18 protein-coding genes are annotated in these 21,115 nt (G+C 71.1%); 12 read left to right on the forward strand and 6 right to left on the reverse strand.

The features are described from left to right. Window positions 1–105: 105 nt before the first annotated feature. From AC068B_RS00005 to AC068B_RS00030, 6 genes are all read right to left on the reverse strand, one after another. Window positions 106–939 (reverse strand): carbohydrate ABC transporter permease, encoded by an 834-nt coding sequence (locus AC068B_RS00005; protein ID WP_478667927.1) that lies wholly within the window; start codon window positions 937–939, stop codon window positions 106–108. Further along, window positions 936–1,928 (reverse strand): carbohydrate ABC transporter permease, encoded by a 993-nt coding sequence (locus AC068B_RS00010; protein WP_468560279.1) that lies wholly within the window; start codon window positions 1,926–1,928, stop codon window positions 936–938. The genes AC068B_RS00005 and AC068B_RS00010 overlap by 4 nt, the downstream gene beginning before the upstream one ends. Before the next feature lie 34 nt (window positions 1,929–1,962). Continuing rightward, window positions 1,963–3,228 carry a sugar ABC transporter substrate-binding protein gene (locus AC068B_RS00015; RefSeq protein ID WP_478667929.1) on the reverse strand — a complete coding sequence of 422 codons (1,266 nt, stop codon included), beginning with the start codon at window positions 3,226–3,228 and terminating at the stop codon, window positions 1,963–1,965. 224 nt (window positions 3,229–3,452) lie between these two features. Further along, window positions 3,453–4,262, reverse strand: a complete 810-nt coding sequence (locus AC068B_RS00020; protein ID WP_478667930.1) for an AfsR/SARP family transcriptional regulator — start codon at window positions 4,260–4,262, stop codon at window positions 3,453–3,455. 56 nt (window positions 4,263–4,318) lie between these two features. Further along, window positions 4,319–4,813: a flavin reductase family protein gene (locus tag AC068B_RS00025; RefSeq protein WP_356263859.1), complete on the reverse strand. Its 495-nt coding sequence runs from the start codon at window positions 4,811–4,813 to the stop codon at window positions 4,319–4,321. A 12-nt stretch (window positions 4,814–4,825) separates the two neighbouring features. Further along, a complete protein-coding gene (locus AC068B_RS00030) occupies window positions 4,826–5,785 on the reverse strand; it encodes an NAD-dependent epimerase/dehydratase family protein (protein ID WP_478667932.1) in 960 nt (319 codons plus the stop codon). 535 nt (window positions 5,786–6,320) lie between these two features. On the opposite strand from AC068B_RS00030, the gene AC068B_RS00035 reads away from it, so the two are divergent. The 12 genes from AC068B_RS00035 (at window position 6,321) to AC068B_RS00090 (ending at window position 20,984) form a co-directional block, all read left to right on the forward strand. After that, window positions 6,321–6,578 (forward strand): acyl carrier protein, encoded by a 258-nt coding sequence (locus AC068B_RS00035; RefSeq protein ID WP_306334006.1) that lies wholly within the window; start codon window positions 6,321–6,323, stop codon window positions 6,576–6,578. 5 nt (window positions 6,579–6,583) lie between these two features. Next, a complete protein-coding gene (locus tag AC068B_RS00040) occupies window positions 6,584–7,762 on the forward strand; it encodes an acyl-CoA dehydrogenase family protein (protein ID WP_478667934.1) in 1,179 nt (392 codons plus the stop codon). Then, window positions 7,759–9,543, forward strand: coding sequence for a class I adenylate-forming enzyme family protein (locus tag AC068B_RS00045; RefSeq protein WP_478667935.1), 1,785 nt, complete (start codon window positions 7,759–7,761; stop codon window positions 9,541–9,543). Before AC068B_RS00040 ends, AC068B_RS00045 begins: the two co-directional genes overlap by 4 nt. Beyond that, the gene (locus tag AC068B_RS00050; protein WP_468560265.1) at window positions 9,536–10,723 is read left to right on the forward strand and encodes an acyl-CoA dehydrogenase family protein; all 1,188 of its coding nucleotides are present in this window, start codon (window positions 9,536–9,538) and stop codon (window positions 10,721–10,723) included. The genes AC068B_RS00045 and AC068B_RS00050 overlap by 8 nt, the downstream gene beginning before the upstream one ends. Further along, the gene (gene ubiG, locus AC068B_RS00055; protein ID WP_478667937.1) at window positions 10,724–11,524 is read left to right on the forward strand and encodes a bifunctional 2-polyprenyl-6-hydroxyphenol methylase/3-demethylubiquinol 3-O-methyltransferase UbiG; all 801 of its coding nucleotides are present in this window, start codon (window positions 10,724–10,726) and stop codon (window positions 11,522–11,524) included. After that, window positions 11,524–12,003, forward strand: coding sequence for an SRPBCC family protein (locus AC068B_RS00060; protein ID WP_478667938.1), 480 nt, complete (start codon window positions 11,524–11,526; stop codon window positions 12,001–12,003). The genes ubiG and AC068B_RS00060 overlap by 1 nt, the downstream gene beginning before the upstream one ends. Then, on the forward strand, window positions 12,003–13,064 hold the full coding sequence (locus AC068B_RS00065) for a type III polyketide synthase (protein WP_478667939.1): 1,062 nt from the start codon (window positions 12,003–12,005) through the stop codon (window positions 13,062–13,064). Before AC068B_RS00060 ends, AC068B_RS00065 begins: the two co-directional genes overlap by 1 nt. 114 nt (window positions 13,065–13,178) lie before the next feature. Continuing rightward, on the forward strand, window positions 13,179–14,111 hold the full coding sequence (locus AC068B_RS00070) for a methyltransferase domain-containing protein (protein ID WP_478667941.1): 933 nt from the start codon (window positions 13,179–13,181) through the stop codon (window positions 14,109–14,111). After that, window positions 14,108–15,583, forward strand: a complete 1,476-nt coding sequence (locus tag AC068B_RS00075; RefSeq protein ID WP_478667942.1) for an aminotransferase class III-fold pyridoxal phosphate-dependent enzyme — start codon at window positions 14,108–14,110, stop codon at window positions 15,581–15,583. The genes AC068B_RS00070 and AC068B_RS00075 overlap by 4 nt, the downstream gene beginning before the upstream one ends. Before the next feature lie 64 nt (window positions 15,584–15,647). Next, on the forward strand, window positions 15,648–17,411 hold the full coding sequence (locus AC068B_RS00080; protein WP_478667944.1) for an AMP-binding protein: 1,764 nt from the start codon (window positions 15,648–15,650) through the stop codon (window positions 17,409–17,411). Then, a complete protein-coding gene (locus AC068B_RS00085; RefSeq protein ID WP_478667945.1) occupies window positions 17,408–18,691 on the forward strand; it encodes an FAD-dependent oxidoreductase in 1,284 nt (427 codons plus the stop codon). Before AC068B_RS00080 ends, AC068B_RS00085 begins: the two co-directional genes overlap by 4 nt. Before the next feature lie 73 nt (window positions 18,692–18,764). After that, window positions 18,765–20,984 carry an MMPL family transporter gene (locus AC068B_RS00090; protein ID WP_478667947.1) on the forward strand — a complete coding sequence of 740 codons (2,220 nt, stop codon included), beginning with the start codon at window positions 18,765–18,767 and terminating at the stop codon, window positions 20,982–20,984. Window positions 20,985–21,115 lie beyond the last annotated feature (131 nt).

Here is a 21,115-nt window from a genome sequence, read left to right on the forward strand (position 1 = left end):
GCGGGCTTTTTTTTTTTTTTTTCGGGTGGGGGGGGGGGGGGGGCCGGGGGCGGGGGGGGGGGCGGGGGCCCGCCCCCCCCCCCCCCCACTCCTCCCTGTGGACGGTCAGCCCTTGACGGCGCCCGCCGCCAGACCCGAACCGAGCTTCCGGTGCACGATCACGAAGAAGATCATCACCGGCACGGTCACCAGCGTGGAGCTGGCCATGACCGGGCCCCAGGCCGTGGAGTTCTCACCGAAGAACTGGTAGATGCCCACGGCGGCCGTGTACTTGTCGCTGCCCTTCATGAACGTGTACGCGAAGACGAACTCGTTCCACGCCGTGATGAAGGCGAAGATCGAGGTGGCGACGAGCCCCGGCGCGACCAGCGGGAGCAGCACCGACCAGAACATCCGCGGCCAGGAAGCCCCGTCGATGTACGCGGCCTCCTCGACCTCCTTGGGGACGGTGGCGACGAAGCCGCGCAGCGTCCAGATGGCGAACGGGAGCGAGAGGGCGATGTAGACGATGCTCAGCCCCAGCAGGGAGTTGAGCATGTCGTAGTCCCGCATCTGAATGAAGAGCGGGATGACGAGCGCCTCCAGCGGCACCATCTGCACGATCAGGATCATGATCAGCACGGACGTGCGGAAGCGGAACTTGAACCGCGCCACCGCGATGGCGGCGAAGAGCGAGAGCAGCGCGGCTGCCACGATCGTGGCGAGGCCGACGACCGCCGAGTTCAGCAGGTACGTACCGAAGTTGCCCTTGTCGAAGACGAACTTGAAGTGTTCGAGGCTGACGCCGCTCGGCAGGAGGTCCGAGCCACGGAGCGACGCCTTCGGGTCGAGCGCCGTGGAGACCATCCAGTAGACCGGGAAGAGCGTGAAGACGAGGAGCCCGACGACCGCGGCAGGCAGGCCGATGCGCGAGGCGAGAGTGGTGCGGCGGGTTGTCACAGGTCCTCGTCCCCCTGCCGGAACAGCGTGCGGATGTAGACGACGGTGATGGCCAGGAGCAGCACGGTCAGCAGGACCGCGGCCGCGGCGCCCGTGCCGTAGTCGTTCTTGGCGAAGGCCTGGATGTAGGAGAAGACGCCCAGGTTGTAGACCTCTTCGTTGGAGCCGTCGCCGCCTGGTTGCAGGTACACCTGGGTGAAGACCTTGAAGTCCCAGATCGTGGAGAGGATGGTCACCACGAGGAAGACGGGCTTGATGGTCGGCACGGTGATGTTCCAGAACCGCTGCCAGGCGTTGGCGCCGTCCAGCTCCCCCGCCTCGTAGAGCTCCTTGGGGATCGTCATGAGTCCCGCGAGGACGGTGATGGCGACGAACGGGAAGCCGTGGTGGACGACGTTGAGCGTGGCGATCGCGTAGAACGGGCCGCGCTCGGTGAACCAGTTGGTGGTCTCCGGGTCGATCAGGCCGACCGAGCCCGCGATCTGGCTGACCATGCCGTCCTGCGGCTGGAAGAGCCAGATCCATACGTACGTGCCCGTCACCGCGGGCATGGCCCAGGCGCCGAGGACCGCGATGGAGCAGATCATCCGCCAGGTGGTGCCGAGGCGGTTGAGCAGCAGCGCCACCAGGGTGCCGAGCGCGACGGTGAGGCCGACGCAGGCGAAGGCGAAGAAGACGGTGTTGGGCAGGACCGTCTTCCACAGCAGGCCGCTGGAGAGCAGGTCGCTGTAGTGGTCGAAGCCGGTGAACGTGCTGACGCCGCCGCCGAACTTGACCTCGTAGTCCTGCATGGAGAGCTTGCCGACCTGGATCAGCGGCCACAGCAGCAGGCCCGCGAGGACCACCAGGGAGGGCGCGAGGAGAAGCCAGGGGCGGGTGATGGTGATGAGCTTCTTGCGACGGCGGGCCGCTTCGGCCCCGCCGTCGGGCTTCCGGGGGCCGCGAGGGGCCGACGTCTTCGGCCCCTCGCTGACGAGCGTGTCTTTCACGGTAAGTCCTTCACAGTGCCGAACTCGCCCTTGTCTACTCGCCCTTGGCGAAGATCGCGTCCATGTCCTTCGCCGCCTTGTCCGCCGCTTCCTGCACGGACGCCTTGCCGGTCAGGATCGACTGGACCATGCCGGGGATGACCTTGGAGGCCTGGATCTCGCCGTACGACTTGGTCTTGGGGACGGTCGCACCGGCCTCCAGCATCTGCTTGGCGAACGGCTCGACCAGCGGGTCCTTCTTCGCCTCGATCTTCTTCAGCTCGGAGTTCTGGCCGGGGAAGTAGTTGGTCTCCGCGGCCCACTTGGCGGCGAACTCGCCGGTGGTCACCAGCTTCACGAACTCCCAGGCGAGGTCCTTCTTGTCCGTGTTGAACGTGGACAGGTAGGAGCCGCCGAGGAAGGACTTGCTCATGCCGCCGTTCTGGCCCGGGATCGGCACAGCGGCGAGCTTGCCCTTGAGGTCCGGGTTGGCGTCGACGATGGCCTTCGGGGTCCAGTTGCCGCCGATGGCCATGGCGATCTCGCCCTTGTTCCAGGCGTCGCCGACCTCCTTCTCCGTCCAGGTGTTGACCTTGGCCGGGGAGACCTTGTCCTTGGTGGCGAGGCCCGTGTAGAACTCCAGGCCCTTGACGGCCTCCGGCGAGTTGACGCCGGACTTCCACTTGCCGCCGGACTCGGTGGCGAGCTCACCGCCCGCGCCCCAGATGAAGGGGGCCGCGAACATCTCCGCGCCGCCCGCCACCGGGAAGGAGACGAGCTTCGGCTCCTTCTCCTTGAGCGTCTTGGCGGTCGTCTGGAGCTCCTTCCACGTGGTCGGGGGCTTCAGGTTGTGCTTCTCGAAGATGTCCTTGCGGTAGACGATGGAGCGGACGCCCGCGTACCACGGCATGCCGTACTGCTTGCCGTCGAGCGTGCCCGCGTCCTTGAGGCCCGCGACGAGGTCGTCGTTCAGGCCCGACTTCTTGACCTCGTCGGTGACGTCGACGAGGGCGTCGGTCTCGGCGAACTGCGGCACCCAGGTGGTGCCGACCTCGGCCACGTCGGGCACCTGGTCCTCGCCGCCCTCGATGGCGGTCGTGAACTTCTTCTGGGCGCTGGCCCACTGCTGGTACTCGACCTTGATCTTGGCGCCGGTCTTCTTGTGGAAGGCCTTCTCGGCCTCCGCGAAGAAGGGCCGGGCGTCGGGGTTGGTCCCCTCCATGATCCATACGGTGAGGGTCTTGCCCTTGCCGTCGGTGGCCTTGTCGCCCGAGTCGCCATCATCGCCACCGCATGCCGTGGCGGTCAGTCCGAGACTCATGGCGATACAACCAGCGGCGATGACACGTCGATTCATGCCGGCCCCCTCCAGGTTCCGATTGGTGGGAGCGATTGTGGTCACACCAGACCTAGGCGGTCTAGACCCATTGGTATAAGCGGCCGAACCGTAATGAGGGTTGCGACTGACGCAACATACGCTCATACCATTGCGCCCCACGCAACGCATCCGTTGCATGGGGCGCCGTTTTCGGCAGACCTGTCCGGCTACGGCATGTCGATCGACGCACTGGAGGCCAGAACGGCCTGGTGGAGGTTGTGCACCCAGGGCGAGGTCTCCAGACCGAGGTCCCGCCGCAGGGCGCGGTGCAGTTGCTGCAGGACGTCGAGCGCCTGCACCCGCCGCCCGGAGCGGTAGAGGGCGAGGGTCAGTTTGGCGTGCAGGTGCTCGCGCGTCGGGTGCTCGACCGCCAAGGCGCTCAGCTCCCCGATGAGTTCACGGTGGCGGCCGAGGCGCAGATCGGCGTCGATCCGGTGCTCCTGGGCCGTGACCCGTTCCTCCTCCAGATGGACGACGTGCCGACGCAGCACCGGCCCGTGCCGCACGTCCGCGAGCGCGGGGCCCCGCCACAGGTCCAGGGCCTCGGCCAACAGGTCGGAGGCCTTGCGGTCGTCCGTCTTGAGGAGTTCCTTGCCGGTCCGCAGGAGTCCGGTGAACCTCTCGGTGTCCAGATCGCCGGGACACGTGACGAACAGATAGCCGCCGTCCCGGGTCTCCAGGATGTTCCGCGCGGCCGGGAGGCTACCCACTCCGGGCACGCTCTTGAGGGCGTGGCGGAGCTGGAGTATGTGGGACTGGAGCGTGGCGCGGGCGGCGTCCGGGGGGTCTTCGCCCCAGAGCTCGGTGACACAGGTCTGGATGGGTACCACTCGGTTGGAATTGAGCAGGAGCAGGGCGAGCAACTGACGTTGTTTTGGTGCCGTAGGAATGTATGACTTACCCCCGTCATTCATTTCCAGCGATCCGAGAACCTGGAACTGCATTGTCAACACACCCTTCGTCAGGCCCGCCCGCATCCCCCTGGGGCGGGACCCTTGCACACTGAATTCTGACAGAAATCAGAAGCAGCGGGTCAATTGCCAACAGGACTTTCACATATGAGTTTTGTGAAACGTCCGCGGTGAAATACGAGCGGAGCATTCCGCTCCGCCGCGTCACCGTCCACCGTCTCGGCGATGACGAGTTCGTGGTCCCCGGCCGGGTGTACGGCCGAAACGCGGCAGTCCAGCCAGGCGAGGGCATCGCCGGGCACCGGGTGACCGCCGGGGGTGCGGGCCCACTCCCGCCCGGAGAAGCGCTCCGCGCCGGGGGTGCTGAACGACCGGCAGAGCTCCTCGTGCTCTTCCCCGAGGATGGAGACAGCGAATGCGTCGGACCGCAGGAGGGCGGTCAGGGTCGGCGACCCCGTGCGCAGGCAGAGGGAAATGAGCGGGGGTTCGAGCGAGACCGAGGTGAAGGAATTCACGGCCATGCCCATGGGAACACCGCGCGGCGGTTGCAGAGTGAGCAGCACCACTCCCGTGGCAAACCGCCCGAGTATGTCGCGGAAAGGATGCTTCTCCAACATCGGCCGTCCTTCCTAACGGTTCGGCGCACTCGCACCGAGTTCGGCGGCGAACCCCTCGCGCCAGCTCGCGCGGGACGGCTGCCAGCCGAGTCCGCGGGCGGCCAGGCCGTTGTCCGCACCCTGGAGTTCGTTCATGAAGGCCACGCCGTAGGACCCGATCATCGGGCGCACCAGCCACACGGGGACGCGCATCGGCGCCTTCGCGCCGAGCACGCGCGCGAGTTCCGGCAGCCAGGTCGACACCGGCGCCGGGTCGTCGTCGACGATGTTGTACGTGGCGCCGCGCACCACGTCCTGATCGCCTTCCAGGGCCTTGAGGACGGCGGCGGCCGCGTCCTGGGCGTGGATGAAGGAGAAGACGGCGTTGCCCTCGCCGACCAACGGCAGCATCCGCTTGCGGACCTGCTGGGTGAAGTTCCCTTCGCGGTCGAAGGCGGAACCGGGGCCGTACAGGTGACCGAAGCGCAGGACGGTGCCGCCCTCACCGGTCGTACGCTCCTCCAGTTCCCGCAACGCCGTGACGACGGGCCGGAATTGCTCAGGTCCCGTCGTCCACAGGGGGGACGTCTCGTCCCGCAGACCGCCGTCGGGGGCCGGCCGGTATCCGAAGGCGACGCTCTCGCCCACCATGCGCTGGACGCCCGCCGCCTTGGCCGCCTCGACGAGGTTGCGGGTGCCCCGGGTGCGCAGCAGGTTCGTCGCGGCGAAGTCCCGGTCGAGCCGACGGGAGTCGACCTTCCTGGGGATCGCCGTGAGGAGGTTCACGACCGCCTCGGGCTCGGCCCGCACGACCGCGGCGGACAGCCCGTCCGCGTCCAGGGCGTCGGCGCGGACCGCCCGCACCCCGCTGCCCGACGCGGCGGCGCGCTCCGGATTGCGGGCGAGAGCGATCACCTCGTGCCCCTTGTCCGCCAGCAGACCGGTCAGCTGTCGGCCGATGACACCAGTGGCACCGGCGACCAGAACGCGCATGTCTCTCTCCTTGACTTCGTCGACGTGAAGCGCAGGGGAGCAGCACCGACCCTGAGTGGCTCTCCCCCGTACGGCTGCTCGCCGGGCTCGGGTCGCGGCCCCGGCGACCTCGGCGCGCATTGGCCGACAGCCCTTCAATTTGATTCACAGTAGCCAAGCCCGACCGGATGCCCACAGGTCCGTGCCACTGTTTCAGCCAGAGTCCACGGAGGCGCGAGCGAAACTAGAGGCTCCGGCCAAGGGGTCGTGCCAGGGCGGTGAACGACTGTTCGGACCGCCCGTGACGAGCCGTCATGACCCGTTGTGCGCGTGTCTTCCGCGTTCCATGAGCGAGGGACCGCGCCCCCGCTCACCAGTCAGGGAGCGGGCTCCGGGCGGCCGTGGAGCCCGCTCGGGCGTTGCTCCAGCAATCCTTCAGTGAACGCACAAGCACTCTGCAGCCGCCCTGGATGTGCGTGGTGCAGCATCGGCACATCCCACGGAGACACGGAGCCCTGGAGGACGTGTGTCAGCCAAAGACGAAGCGTTGCGGAGCGTGACCGGACACATCGAGGCGATCAGACCGACGTTGCGACGCGACGCGATCACCCCCGCCGCCTCCCTCGCCGCCGACCTCGGCCTGGACTCGATGGATCTCGTGGAACTCGCCGCGCGCATAGCCGCCGACCGCCCCGCCTTCGACATGAACGCGTGGCTGTCCGAGGCGAGCGCCCCCGGCATGGACTCCCTGGGCTCGCTCGTCGCGGCCCTGGAGAGGCAATCCGAGTCCCGACCCGATGCGAAGCAGGTGTGAGAGCCATGACCGCCGGACACGTCCGTCCCAGCGCTGTCGACATCGCACGCGAGCTCGCGCCGTCACTGGCCGACCGCGCCGCGGAGCACGACCGCGAAAGCAGCTTCCCGCACGAGAACTTCGACAAGCTGGTCTCCAGCGGTTACACCGCGCTGACCGTGCCCAAGGAACACGGCGGCGGGGGCATCACCCTGGAAGAGCTGTGCCGGGGCCAGGAGATCCTGGCCGGCGCGTGCTCCTCCACCGCCTTCGCCGTGAACATGCACATCCACGGCCTCGCCATGATCGCCGCGATGGACCAGGAGGACCGGCACGCCTGGGCGTACCGGGCCGTGGTCCAGGACGGCGCCGTCATCGCGGGCGGGTTCAGCGAGCCGGGCATCGGGGGCAACTGGTGGCACCCGACGACCGCCGCCACGCCGGTCGACGGCGGCTATCTGCTCAACGGCCGTAAGGGCTTCTTCACCGGCTTCCCCGCCGCCACGCTGCTCTTCGTCTCGGCGGCCGACAAGGACGACCGGGGCCGTCCGAAGCCGCTCGGCTTCCTCCTGCCGCGCCCCGAGAAGGGCGTGGAGGTCATCGCCGAGTGGGACGCGGCGGGCATGCGGGCCACCGGCAGCCACGCGCTGGAACTGAAGGACCTGTACGCCGACAGCCGTTACCTCATCGGTGACGCGGGTCAGCTGCCGCTGATGTTCATGCGCGGCGTGCACTGGGCGTGGTGCAGCTTCGCCTCCGTCTTCCTCGGCACCGCCCAGGCGGCGCTCGACTACGTCGCCGCCGCCCAGCGGGAGCGCAGGCTCGCGGTCCTCGACCGCACCATCGCCCACCTGCCGGGCGTGCAGTTCCGCGTGGCGGACATGGCGACGAAGCTCGCGGCGGCCCGCGCGCACCTGTACGCGGCCGTCCGGGCCGACCACTCGGTGGATGTGGACCCGCTGGGCCATTACATCGAGATGAGCGTGATGAAGAACGCCGTCTGCAAGCTCGCCCACGAGGTCGTCACGCTGGCGCTGCAGGTGCAGGGCGGCTCCGCGCTGAGCTCGAAGAACCCGCTCCAGCGCATGTACCGCGACGTGGTTGCCGGGCTCCTGGTGCCGCCCAACTCGGACCTGACCGCGGAGTGGTCGGGCAAGCAGTCCCTGGGCGTGCCGGTCCTCGACGAGCCCCGGTGGGGCGGGTGAGCCCCTCGGCGCGTCGCACCGCGGTGCGACGGGCCCTGCCGACGCCGCTCGCCCGGCTGCGCAACCTGGTCGCCTTCGACATCACGCGGCTCTACGAGACGCTCGCCGCCGACCACGGCGACCGCCCGCTGCTCGTTCCGCCCACCCCGCTGGAGTACCCGGGTTACGGCACCGAGGAATTGACGGGGCGTCAACTACGGGACGTGGGGCATCGGATCGCCAACGCGCTGCGGGCGGCGGGCGTCACCACCAACACCCGCGTGGTCATCGTCAAGCGGGACCACCCGGACTACCTGCTCTACCTCTACTCGGCGATCGCGGCCGGTGCCGTACCGGTCAGCGTCAGCCCCGGTACCGGCTGGGCGTACGCGGCGGCGGTGGCGGAGCGGGCCGGGGCGCGTTTCCTGCTCTCCGACGCCGCGACCCTCGGGGCGCCCGGCGGCGCCGAGCACGTGGGCCGCATGCTCGACGAGGGCACCACCGTGCTCGCCGTCGGCACACCGTCCGGCACGGACGGCAACGCCTGGTGGGCCGGGCGCGAGGGCGTCGTCGACTTCGTGGACGCCGTCACCGCGGCCCCCACGACGGCCCCGCCACGGCGGCGGATCGGCAAGGACACACCGCTCGCGCTGTTCCACACCTCGGGGACCACCGGGTCGCCCAAGCTCTGCATCTGGAGCCGCCGCAACACGTACCGCATCTGGAAGCCGATGATGCCGGTGCTGCCGGTGGGCAGCGGATCGCGGGCCATGCTCGGGGTGCCCTTCTCGCACCAGATCGCGTTCGCCCTGGGCACGGCCGTGCTGCTGTGCGGTGCGCGGATGAGCACGGCCTCGCTGTACGACCCCCGCGCGGCGCTGCGCAGGATCGAGGAGGAGCGGATCAGCTGCGTCATGGCCTTCCCGCACCTCTACATGCGCATGGCGGGCGAGGACCTGGACGCCTACGACCTCAGCTCCATGAAGGTGTGGGCCGTCGGCGCCGACAAGGCGCACGCCGCCCACATCGCCGCGCTGACCCGGCACGGTTCGCTGCGGCTGCCCGGGCGGCCGCGGGGCTCGGTCTTCCTCGACTCGTACGGCTCCACGGAGATCGGCGCGGGCGGGATCATGCAGGTCTGGCTCCCCGGCGACGTGCCCGAGCCGTGCGTCCAGGGCAAGCCCATGCCCACGCAGTTCGGCGTGCGCATCGTCGACGAACGGTGGCAGCCGGTGCCGGACGGCGTCCCGGGACGCATCCTGGTGCGCAGCACCTCGCACTTCGACGGGTACTGGGACGACCACACCCGCTGGGCCGAGTCCCGGATCGACGGCTGGTGGTGGGGCGGCGACGTCGGCCGCCTCGACGGCAAGGGCCGGCTCGTCTTCCTGGACCGCGAGGCGGACTCGGTCCGCACCGGGGCGGGTGTGCTGTACGGCCTGCCCGTGGAGGAGCGGCTGCTGACCCATCCGCGCGTCCTGGAGGCGGCGGTCTTCTCCGCCGCCACCGACCCGCGCACCGGAATCGGGCGCGCCGAGGCCTGGGTGGCGCCCAAGGGCGTACTCACCCGTGCCGACCTGGCCGCCCTCGACGAGTCGGACCGGCTCGTCCTGGAGAAGGAACTGCTCGCCCTGGCGGGCGACACGGGAGAACGACCGGGCCTGGCCGCGGTACGCGTGGTCGCCCTCGAACAGATCCCCGTCGGCGTCACCGGCAAGGTCCTCAAGCGCCGACTGCGCGAGCTCACGGCCACCGGGGACGAGCTCACGTCCACAGAGAAAGGCAACAGCACCGATGACTGATCAGTCGCGTGAAACCGAGTGGGAGCGGCTGCGCACGGCCGCCCGGGAGCTGGCCGTCACCTTCGAGGAGCGCAGCCTCGCCCACTACGAGAGCGGCTCGTTCGTGGCCGACAACATCAAGGATCTGGTGGCGTCCGGCATCACCGCCATGAACGTCCCCGTCAAGCACGGGGGCTTCGAGGGCACGCTCGCCGAGAACGTGGAGATCCTCAAGACCATCGCGAAGGGCTGCGGTTCGACCGCGTTCACGCTCTCCATCCACGCGGTGCTCACCGGTTCGCTGCGCGGCGAGGTCGACTCGGAGGTCAGCGCCCGGCTCAGCACCGCCCTCCTGGACGGCGCCTTCGTGGTGGGCCCGTTCACCGACGAGAACTCCGGCAGCAACTGGGTGCTGCCCTCGACGACGGCCAAGCGCGACGCCGACGAGTTCGTCATCGACGGGATCAAGCACTTCTCGACGGGGTGCGAGGCGGCCACCCACATGGTGATCACCGCGGGTCTCGACGACGACCACCTGGAGCCGCCGTTCAACCTGGCCGCCTTCCTGGTGCCCACGGGCGACACCGACAAGATCACCGTCAAGCATCCGTGGACCGGTTTCGCGATGCCGATGACGGGCTCGCACTCGCTCGCCATCGAAGGGGTGCGGGTCTCGCAGGACGACATGCTGCTGCCCGAGGGCCTCACCCCGCTGTACGTCATGTCCCGCCAGCAGTGGGGCAGTTACTGCTTCACCGCGGTCTTCCTCGGCCTGGCCCAGCGGGCGTACGAGATCGCCGTGCAGACCACCGTCGGGCGCTCCAACAACGCGGTGGGCGACCTCGCGAAGCTGCCCGGCATCCAGTTCGCCGTCGCCAGGATGCGCTCCTCGCTCGCCACCATGGAGGCGCTGCTCGACGAGTACGCCACCGAGCACGTCGACCCCGGCGACGACCTGCCCGCGTTCGTCGCCGACACCTGCGTGCCGAAGTACTTCGTCACCAACGAGGCCGAGCACGTCGTCGCCACCGCCTTCGAGGTCATCGGCGGCAGCGGCATCCGCAAGGGCGGCCGGATCGGGCAGATCTGGCGGGACATCAAGGCGGGGCCGCTGCTGCCGCTGACCAACGACCTGTGCCGCGAGTACATCGGCAAGACCGCACTCGGCATCGACCCGCTCGCCACGCCGAGGTGGGTGTGAATGGGCGCCGTCGCGACCGCACCCGCCATCGACAACGAGTACTACGACGAGGTCGGCGAGGCCTGGTGGGACAGTGAGGGGCCCTTCCGTGCCCTGCACGAGATGAACCCGGTCCGGCTCGGCCACTTCCACGAGACGCTGGGCCGCCACTACCCGGACCGGGCGCCGGGAGACCTGCGCGTGCTGGACCTCGGCTGCGGCGGCGGGCTCCTCAGCGAGGGGCTGGCCCGCCGGGGCTACCGCGTGACGGGCGTCGACATCTCCGAGCCCTCCCTCGCGGTGGCCCGGGCCCACGCGGCCCGGCACGGCGTGGAGGTGGAGTACCGCAGCGGTTCCGCGTACGCGCTGCCCTGCCCCGACGCCTCCTTCGACGCGGTCACCGCCTCCGACATCTTCGAGCACCTCGACGATCTGGAGCAGGCGCTCGCCGAGATCCACCGGGTGCTGAAGCCGGGCGGCACGGTGCTCTTTGACACCATCAACCGCACGGCGCGCAGCTATCTGGTCTCGATCCTGCTGGCCCAACGCCTGCTGAAGGTGGTCCACCCCGGCACCCACGTCTGGCGGATGTTCATCCGGCCCGCGACGCTGCGCCGCAGGTTCGAGGCCGCCGGGCTGCGGCCCGCCTCGGTCGCGGGCATGGTGCCGGCCCGGCCGCTGCCCGGCGTGCTGCTTTCGCTGCTGCGCGGCCGCGGGCTCGGCGGCTTCGCCATCGCGGGCGACCTGTCCAACAGCTACATCGGGCACGCCGTCAAGGCGCGCCCGCTCCACGAGAACCGCACCACAACGGGAGGACACTGATGGTCTGGATACGCGCAGCGAGCAAGCACGGCGACACGGTCCGCGCGGACCTCGACCGGCTGCGGGCCTTCCTCGCCGATGTCGGCGCCTCGGGACCGCTGATGCCCACCGTCGTCGAGCTCCGGGACGAGGGCGAGGGCGTCTTCCGCTACGAGCTGGAGGAGTTCGACAACGGCGCCGTCAGCCTCGCCCCCCGCTACCAGGTCCGCTTCGACGCCTCCGATCCCGCGCAGATCAGCTGGGAGCCGTACGGAGAGCACTCCTTCAAGTCGTGGGGCGTCTTCCGCACCTCGGCCGGCGTGGACGGGGAGTCCCAGTTGGAGATCGAGACGCGCAGCGAGATCGACGTGCCCGTGGCGGCGGTCATGGCCGTCCTCGTGGAGCCGTTCGCCCAGTCCTCCATGGACGAGGTGACGGAGGGGTTCCTGGCGGCGCTGAAGCGGCACGCGGAATCCTGGAACGGGCCGGAGGACGCGTGATGTCCCCCACCGCGGGCGCCCGCATCCTGGGTCTCAGCACCGCCCACCCCGGCCTGCCCCTTCCCCAGGACGAGCTGTACGAGACCTTCTACGCCGACTTCTACCGCGAGGTGCCCAACGCGGAGGAGATCTTCAAGGCCACCCAGGTCCGGACCCGGCACATGGCCTGGGACCCCCGCGAGCACTTCGCGGGCCCCACCGCGCCGAGCATGTCGGAGCGCATGCGGGGCTGGGAGGAGAACGTCCTGGCGTTGGGCGCGGAGACGGTGGGCTCGGTCCTCAAGGGGGTCGACACCGCCGACGTCGGCTCCTTCACCATGGCCAGCTGCACCGGGTACGCGGGCCCCACCCCGGAGATGCTCCTCGCCAAGGAGTTCGGCCTGCCGGTCCACCTGCGGCGCACCTTCGTCGGGCACATGGGCTGCTACGCGGCGTTCAACGCCCTGAAGGTGGGCCTGGACGCGGTGACGGCCCGCCCCGACGAGCTCGCCGTGGTGAGCTGCTGCGAGATCTGCTCACTGCACGTCCGGCCGGAGATGACGAAGGAACAGGTCGTGGTGCACGGCCTGTTCGCCGACGGCGCCGCCGCGGTGCTGCTCGGGCCGGACGACGGCCAGGGACCTGCGGTCCTGCGCACCCACACCGAGACGCACTACACGACCTCCGAGGCCATGACGTGGCGGGTGCAGGACGACGGCTTCCGGATGACCCTGTCCCCGTACGTCCCGGCGATCCTGTCGGGAGCCGTCGAGTCCTTCGTGGAGAACCTGCTGCGGCCGATGGGGCTGAGCCGACAGGACGTGCGGCATTGGGGCGTCCACCCCGGCGGCCCCAAGATCATCGACCTGGTCGGGGCGCGCCTCGGGCTCACCGACGCCCAGCTCGCCGCGTCCCGGCACATCCTGGCGAGCCGTGGCAACTGCTCGTCGTCGACCGTCCTGCTCATCCTCGAACAGCTGCTGGCCGGGGTGCACGACGCGGTGCCCCGCCCCGGCGAGTTCGGCGTTCTGATGGCGTTCGGCCCGGGTCTGACCATGGAGTCGGCCCTGGTCCGCTTCTGACGCACTGCCGACGCGCTTTGACGCACTGCTGACGCGCTCTGACGCGCTTCTGTGTGGCGCGGCACGTCCCGCCGCCGCCCGCCCGAGCAGATCATCCCTTACGGAGCCGTACTGATGACAACGCACGCATCCAGCACACCCGCGGGTCTCGAACCGACCCGCGACCTGCCCGCTCTGCACCACGCCATCAAGGACCACTACGACGGTCTGATCGAGCTGTACGAGGACCTGTGGGGCGAGCACATCCACCACGGGTACTGGGCCAAGGGCGAACCCGACCCGGGCCGCCACGCCGCGCAGAACCGGCTCGCCGACGAACTGGTCGCCCTCGCCGACATCCCCCGGGGCGCCCGGGTCCTGGACGCCGGCTGCGGTGTCGGGGCCTCCGCGATCCGGCTCGCCAGGCAACTCGACTGCCGCGTCGACGCCATCACGCTCAGCGCCGAGCAGGTCCGCCGGGGCACCGAGAAGGCCGCGGAGGCCGGCGTCGGCGACCGGGTCACGCTGCGCTGCATGGACGCCATGAAGACCGAGTACGAGGACGGCACGTTCGACGTCGTCTGGGCGCTCGAGAGCTGCGAACTCATGTGGGACAAGAAGGAGTTCCTGCAGGAGTGCAAGCGGGTCCTCAAGCCGGGCGGGCGGCTCGTGGTCGCCACCTGGTGCGCCAGGGACGAGTCCCTCAAGCCCGCCGAGGTCCGGCTCCTGCACCGCATCTACCGCGACTTCGCGGTCTCGCACGTCCTGCCGCTGCGGCGCTACGAGCAGCTCTGCGCCGAAGTGGGCCTCACCGGCGTCACCACCGCGGACTGGACCAGCGAGGTGCGCGACACCTGGAAGCTGTCGACCGACATCGTCAAGCCCGTGGTGCGCGACCCCTCCTACGTGTGGAAGCTGGTCCGCGCCAAGGGCGTCGACGTCTTCCGCTTCCTCAACTCGGTGCCGCTGATGCGCCAGGCGTACGACCGCGGGGTCATGCGCTACGGAGTCTTCACCGCCACCCGCCCCGCCGATGACACCGTCGCGTCCCGGAAGGACCTGGCATGAGCGCCCCCGTCACACCCACCGTGCAGGACCTGGTCGCCGATCTGCTCACCCAGCCCTGGGTCGTGGAGCTCTTCACGGAGCTGAGCGAGCGGCAGGCGGAGTCGACCCGGCTGGTCGAGAGGCTCCGCGCCCGCGACGTCACCAACCACGCGTTCTGGCCCTTCCACGCGCCACCGATGCCGGTGTCCATGCGGAAGGCGGAGGGCTCCCGGGTCACCGACGCGGACGGCAACACCTACATCGACACCCACCTCGGCTTCGGCGCCCAAGCGCTGCACGGCCACAACCCGCCCTCCGTGGTGGAGTTCGTCCGCGACCGGATGGGCACCGGTACGGGCAACGGCTACTTCCAGACCATCGAGCTCGAACTCATCGAGCTGCTCGGCTCGTTCATGCCGCACATCGAGAAGTACGCCTTCCTCAACTCCGGCACCGACGCCACCGCGGCCGCGATCCGCATGGCCAGGGCGCGGACGGGCAAGCGCATGGTCGCGAAGTTCGAGGGCTCCCTGCACGGCGTGCACGACCTCGCCGCGCACAACACGGCCTTCTGGTACCACGGCCACCCCACGAACCCGCTGCCCGAGGTCGGCCCGGACGGCGTGGCACTGCAGCCCGCCCTCGCGGGCGTCCACCAGGCCGACCCGCGCGACCTGCTGGTGCTGCCCAACGACCTGGAGGCCGCCACGAAGCTGCTGCACCGCCACCGGGACGACCTGGCGTGCGTCCTCGGCGAGGCCGTCTCCTCGTCGTTCCCCTTCGAGGAGCACACCGTCCCGCTGATCAAGGGCACGGCGCAGGAGGCCCGCAGGCTCGGCATCCCGTTCATCCTCGACGAGGTCCTGACGGGTTTCCGGGTGGGTCCCGGCGGCGCCGCACAGGCGTACGGCATCGAGGCGGACCTGTACTGCTACGGCAAGGTCATCTCCGGCCTCGGTCTGCCGCTCTCCGCGGTGGGCGGCCGGGCCGACCTCCTGGAGACGGTGCAGTCGAGCGGCATGGCCCTGACCGACCTGGGCCGCAAGAGCAGCGTCCAGACCACCCACGCAGGCAACTACCTCTCGCTGTGCGCCTCGTACGCCTCGCTCAGCCTGCTGCGCGACAAGGGCGACGCCTACTACACGCGCACCCGCGGCAAGGTCGGCGTGATCCGCGAGCGGCTGGCCCGGCTGCGCACGGAGGAGGGCATCCCGCTGCGGCTCCTCGGCTTCGGCGACTTCATCGGCTCGTTCGCCTTCCTGGAGCAGGAGAGCTACCGGGACTACCGGGACTTCACGGCCGCGGTCAACCCCATCGGTCTGTTCCTGCTGACCCTGATGCTGCGCCGACGGGGCGTCTACACGCTCAGCCTGCCGATGCTGTTCACCGGTGACGCGCACAGCGACGAGGACATCGACGCGGTCTGCTCGGCGGTCGTCGACAGCGCCCTGGAGCTGAAGAAGCACGGCTTCCCCTTCGTCCTGCCGGTCTGACGGGTTCCGCTTCGCCGGATCGACGGAGCCCCACCGCGCGTACGCGCCGAGAACGGAGACACTGATGGCAAGTCCACCGCTGACCACGCGGTCGGTGCACCCTGACAGAGCGGACTGGCGGCCGGGCGGCCCGCTCGCCCGGATCGTCCCCGAGGACACGGTCGGCGCCGCCCTCGCGGGCCGCCGCGAGCGGGCGCCCGACAGCGTCGTCAGCTACGTCCACGACCGCTCCGGCGTGCTCACCCGGCTGACGGCGGGCGAGCTGTGGGACCGGGCCTGCGTGGCGGCCGACGAGCTGCAGGCGCTGGGGGTCGGTGCCGGGGACACCGTCGCGCTGTGCGCGGACACCGGCCCCGATCTGGTCACGGCCCTGTTCGCCGCCATGCTGGCGGGCGCGGTGCCGTTCGTCGTGGAACCGCCGCTCAACGAGGCGCGGGGCGCCGTGTGGGGCGAGCGGTTCCGGCACATGGCCGCGGTGGCCTCGCCGCGGGCGCTGGTGTCCGGGCCTGAGCTCTCGCCCACGGTGCGGAGCGTCTGCGCCGACCTGCGGGTGCCGGTCCTGGAGCCGCCGTACAGCGCTGCCGGGGGGAGCCCGTCGACGCGGCGGCCCGCCCCCGTCGACGCGGACGCCCCCGCGTACCTGCAGTTCACCTCGGGGACCACGGGCGACGCCAAGGCCGTGGTGATCACCCACCGGCAGTTGTACGCCAACGTCGCCGCCATCGCGCGGCACGTGCCCTACCTGCAGAGCGACGTGATGGTCGGCTGGCTGCCCCTGCACCACGACATGGGCCTGGTCGGCACGGTCTTCTCGACCTTCCTCCACCAGATCCCCGTCGTCCTGATGCCGCCGCTCGCGTTCGCCTTCCGGCCCGAGCGGTGGCCGCAGGCGATCAGCCGGTTCCGGGGCACGCTGTCCCCGGCACCGAACTTCGCGTTCCACCTCTGCGCGGCGCGCGCCAAGGACGAGGGGCTCGCCGGGCTCGACCTGAGCTCCTGGCGGGTGGCCTTCAACGGCGCGGAGGCCGTCAGCTCGGCCACCCTCGACCTGTGGCAGCGGCGGATGGGCCCGCTGGGCTTCGCCGCCGAGGCCATGCAGCCCTGCTACGGCATGGCGGAGATCGGCATCGCCGTCACCCTGTCCGAGCCGGGGCAGCTGCCCCGCGTGCTGCACATCAGCCGCAGCGAGCTGGCCGGGACGGGCACCGTGGTGGCCGCCGAGCCCGGCGACCCGGACGCCCAGGAGGTCACCGCCGTGGGGCGGCCGCTGCCCGGCTACGGCGTCCGGGTGGCGGACGCCGACGGCAACGAACTGCCCGAGCGGCGCCAGGGCCGGCTGATCATCAGCGGCCCCTCGCTCACCGAGCGGTACCTGACCGTGGACGGCGCCGACGATCCGTCGCTGCGCCCGGACGGTCTGGACATCGGTGACCTGGGCTTCTACGCCGACGGCGACCTGTTCGTGACGGGCCGCGTCAAGGACCTCATCATCATCGGCGGCCGGAACTACCTGCCGTACTCCCTGGAGGCCGCCGCCGCGGAGGTGCCCGGCATCCGCCGGGGCGGCGTGGCCGCGGTCGGTGTGCCGCACCCGGAGCGGGGGACCGAGACCCTCCTGGTGGTGGCGGAGAGCGCGGCGGCCCACGACCCGGACCGCAGTCGCGCGCTGGCCGCCGACGTCGAGCGCATGATCGCCGCGCGCACCGGGCTGCGCCCGGACCGGGTCCACCTGCTGCCGCGCGGCAAGCTGCCCAAGACGCCGAGCGGCAAGCTGCAGCGGGGGCGGATCACCGCGCTCGCGGCGTCCGGCCTGCTGGACCCGGTGTGAGCGCCCGGTCCGGCACCGCGGTGCGCCGGGTCGTGGTGGTGGGCGGCGGCACGGCCGGTCTCATGACGGCGTGCGCCGCCGCCCGCGCCGGGTGGCGGGTCACCGTCCTGGAGTCGTCGCGGCACCCCGGCGGCCGGGCCCGGGGCCCGGCCCTCGGGCCGCACCCCGTCACCCTGGGGCCGCGCGCCCTGTACAAGAGCTCGGGGTGGCGGATGCTGCGCCGCCTCGGGGTGCGACCCCGGGGTGTGACCCCGGCGATGGGTGCGGCGCTCGCGCTGCGGCAGGGCGACCTCGTCCCCGGATACGCCACCCCTCAGGGGCTGTTGACGACTCCGCTGCTCTCGGTGCGGGAACGGCTGGCGGTGGTCGGGCTGCTGGGCCTGGCCCGCCCCGCGCCGGGCCTCGCCCCGTTCACCGGTGAGCAGTGGCTGGAGCGCAGGCTGCCGAGCGCCAGGGCGGCGGAGACGGTGTTCGCCCTGATGCGGATGATGGCGTACGTCGGCTCCCCCGCCCAACTGGGCGCGGACGCGCTGGCCGGTCGGGTGGCCGCGGCCCGCAGCGGTGTGCTCTACGTGGACGGCGGCTGGCAGTCGGTGGTCGACGCGCTGCTCCTGCTGGCCCGTCGGCTCGGTGTGGACATCCGCACCGGTGCCCGGGCCGTCGCGGTGACGGCCGCGGACCGGGGGCCGCGGGTGCGCTGGGCCGAGGGCGGCGAGGAGCGCGAGGAGACGTGGGACGCCGCGTTCGTCGCGGGGCTGCCCCCCTCGGGTGCGGCCCGGCTGCTCGGTGAGCCGGAGCCCGGCACGGGTCCCGGTCTCTCCACGGCCTGCCTCGACGTGGTCCTCGACCGGCTCCCGGTGCCCGCCGTCTCGTTGGTGTACGGCGTGGAGACCCCGGTGTACCTGGGCGCGGAGCCGGCCGCGGCGCGGACCGCCCGTCCGCAGGGCGCCGTCCTGCACCTGGCCCGCTTCGACGACGGCACCCCGCGCAGCGCGGCGGACAACCGCAAGGAGCTGGAGCAGCTGCTCGACGTGGCGCAGCCGGGCTGGCGGCGCCATCTGGTCGAGGAGCGCTTCATGCCCCGGATGCGGACCATGGGGGCGTTGCCCCACCCGTCGCGGGGCGGGCTGCGGGGCAGGCCGGGTCCCGTGACCTCCGTGCCCGGGGTGTTCGTCACGGGCGACTGGGTCGGGGGCGAGGGCATCCTGCTCGACGCGGTCGGCGCGAGCACGCGGCAGGCGCTGGACGCATGCCGGTCGTATCTGCGCGCCGAGGACTGAGGATCCGTCAGAATCAGAGAGCGCACAGACCGCACAGACCGCACCAACTCCGCCGGATGAAGGGGCCGTTGGGATGTTTTCCGCAATCGCGGGGTGGCACCTGCGACGTCGGCGCGTACTGCTCCTGCTCGCGCTGGGCGTCGCCGCGCTGGCCGGGGCCTTCTCCTCCGACGTGACCTCGCGGATGTCGAACTCGACGACCATCTACGAGGACGCCTCGCGCCCGAGCGTGACCGCGCGCCACACCATCAGCGGGGCGACCGGCACCGACCCCTCGCAGGGGTACGTCATCGAGGTGCGCACCGAGCGGCGCCTCTCCCCCGGCGATCCGGTGCCGGACGCCGTGGCGAAGGCACGCGCGGTGCTGCGGGCGCGGCCGGAGACCGTGGCGGTCGCCGACTACACGTCCCGGGGGCCCGCTCTCATCTCCGACGACGGCCGCGGCACCCTCGTCGTGGCCGCTCTCGGGCCGCTGTCCGAGCAGCAGGCCAAGGACGGCACCGAAGCGGTCCAGGAGGCCATCGACGGCGAACCGGCCCTGCGCGACAGCGCGTTACTCGGTGGCCCGACGGCCGCCCGGCACCAGGTCGGGGAGTTGTCGTTCTCGGATCTGGCGCGCGCCGAGCTGTTCGCGCTGCCGGTGCTGCTCCTCGTCCTGGTCCTCGTCTTCCGGGGGGTGGTGGCGGCGCTGCTCCCCCTGGTGGGCGCCGTCTTCACGCTGCTGCTCACCTTCGGCGGGCTCGCGGTGGCGGTCCGCGGCATGACGGTGGCCTCCGGGGCGATGAACCTGGCCACGGCGCTCGGGCTCGGCCTGTCCATCGACTTCAGCCTGCTGCTGGTGACGCGGTTCCGTGAGGAGCTCGCCCGCGGCCTCGGTCCCGCCGACACGCTGCGGGTGTGTCTGGGCACCGCGGGGCGCACCGTGCTGTTCAGCGCGCTCACGGTCACGGCGGCGCTCGCGGCGCTGCTCGTCTTCCCGCAGCCCTATCTGCGGTCGATGGGACTCGCTGGCATCCTCACCACCGTGGCGGCCGCGCTGTTCGCCCTGCTGGTGCTGCCCGGACTCCTCGTCGCCCTGGGCGCCCGGATCAACGCGCTGTCCCTGCGCAGGTCCCGCGGCGAGGCGGCGGCGGAGGAGGCGTCGGTGCGCCGTTGGCGCCGCCGTACGCAGGTCATCGTGGGCCGTCCCGCCCTGTTCGGTCTGGGCGCGGTCGTCCTCCTGGTGGTGCTCGCCTCGCCCGCCCTCGGGGTCCGGTTCACCGGCGTCGACGGGACGTCGCTGCCGGACTCGGTCTCCTCGGGCCAGGTGGCCGCCTCGATGAAGGAGCACTATCCGCGCGCCTCGGCCCAGCCGGTCGTGGCCGTCGCGCAGGCCGGTCCGTCCGACCGGGCGCGGGTCGTCGCGTACGGGAAGCGGCTCGCGGCCGTCGACGGGGTGGCCTCGGTCGGCGAGCCGCGCCGGATCGACGCCGGGAACTGGCAGTGGGACATCACCGTGGAGGGTGCCCCGCTCGGTGAGCGGGCGCAGCAGGTCGTCGAGGACCTGGCGGCCGAGGAGACCGTGTCGCCGAGGTTGCCGGTCTCCTTCACCGGGGGCGCGGCCGACTTCCGCGACCAGCAGCGCAGCATCGGCGACCGGCTGCCGCTCGCGCTGACGCTGCTCGGCGTCACGACGTTCCTCCTGCTGTTCGCCTTCACGGGGTCCGTGGTGCTGCCCCTGAAGACGCTGCTGATGAACGTGTTGAGCACGGCCGCCGCGGTGGGAATCCTCGTGCTGCTCTTCCAGGGGCACACGTTCGAGGGGCTGCTCGGCTTCACGTCGCAGGGCGCCCTGGAGTCCACGGGCCCGTTGCTGCTCGCCCTGCTGGCGTTCGGGCTCTCCACCGACTACGGGGTGTTCCTGCTCGGCCGGATCATGGAGGCGCGCGCCGGGGGCGCCGCCGAGCGGGAGGCGGTCGTCACCGGGCTCTCCCGGTCCGGGCGCATCGTCACGTCGGCGGCCGCGCTGTTCTGCATCCCCGTCGCGGCGCTGGCGCTCTCCCGGGTCGTGCTGATCAAGGAGCTCGGCCTCGGCACCGCCTTCGCCGTGTTCCTCGACGCGGCGCTGATCAGGACCGTGCTCGTGCCCTCGCTGATGGCGCTGATGGGCTCCTGGAACTGGTGGGCCCCCGGTCCGCTGCGGCGGCTGCACACCTCGTTGGGGCTCGACAGGCTCCACCGGGCGGAGACGTCGGCGGGGCTCCCGGAGCCCGAGCCCGTCGGCACGCCCGGTCCTGGCCCGTCCCGCGGCTGACGGCTCACGACGCACCGACGCCCGCCCTGGTCCGGTCGGGGACGAGGCGGGCGTCGCTCAGTTCCGTACGCCGTTGTACGGGACGTATGAGGGGTCGTACGGAATCAACCGTACGGAATCAACCGTACGCG

This window comes from Streptomyces sp. NPDC042371 (assembly GCF_056437465.1).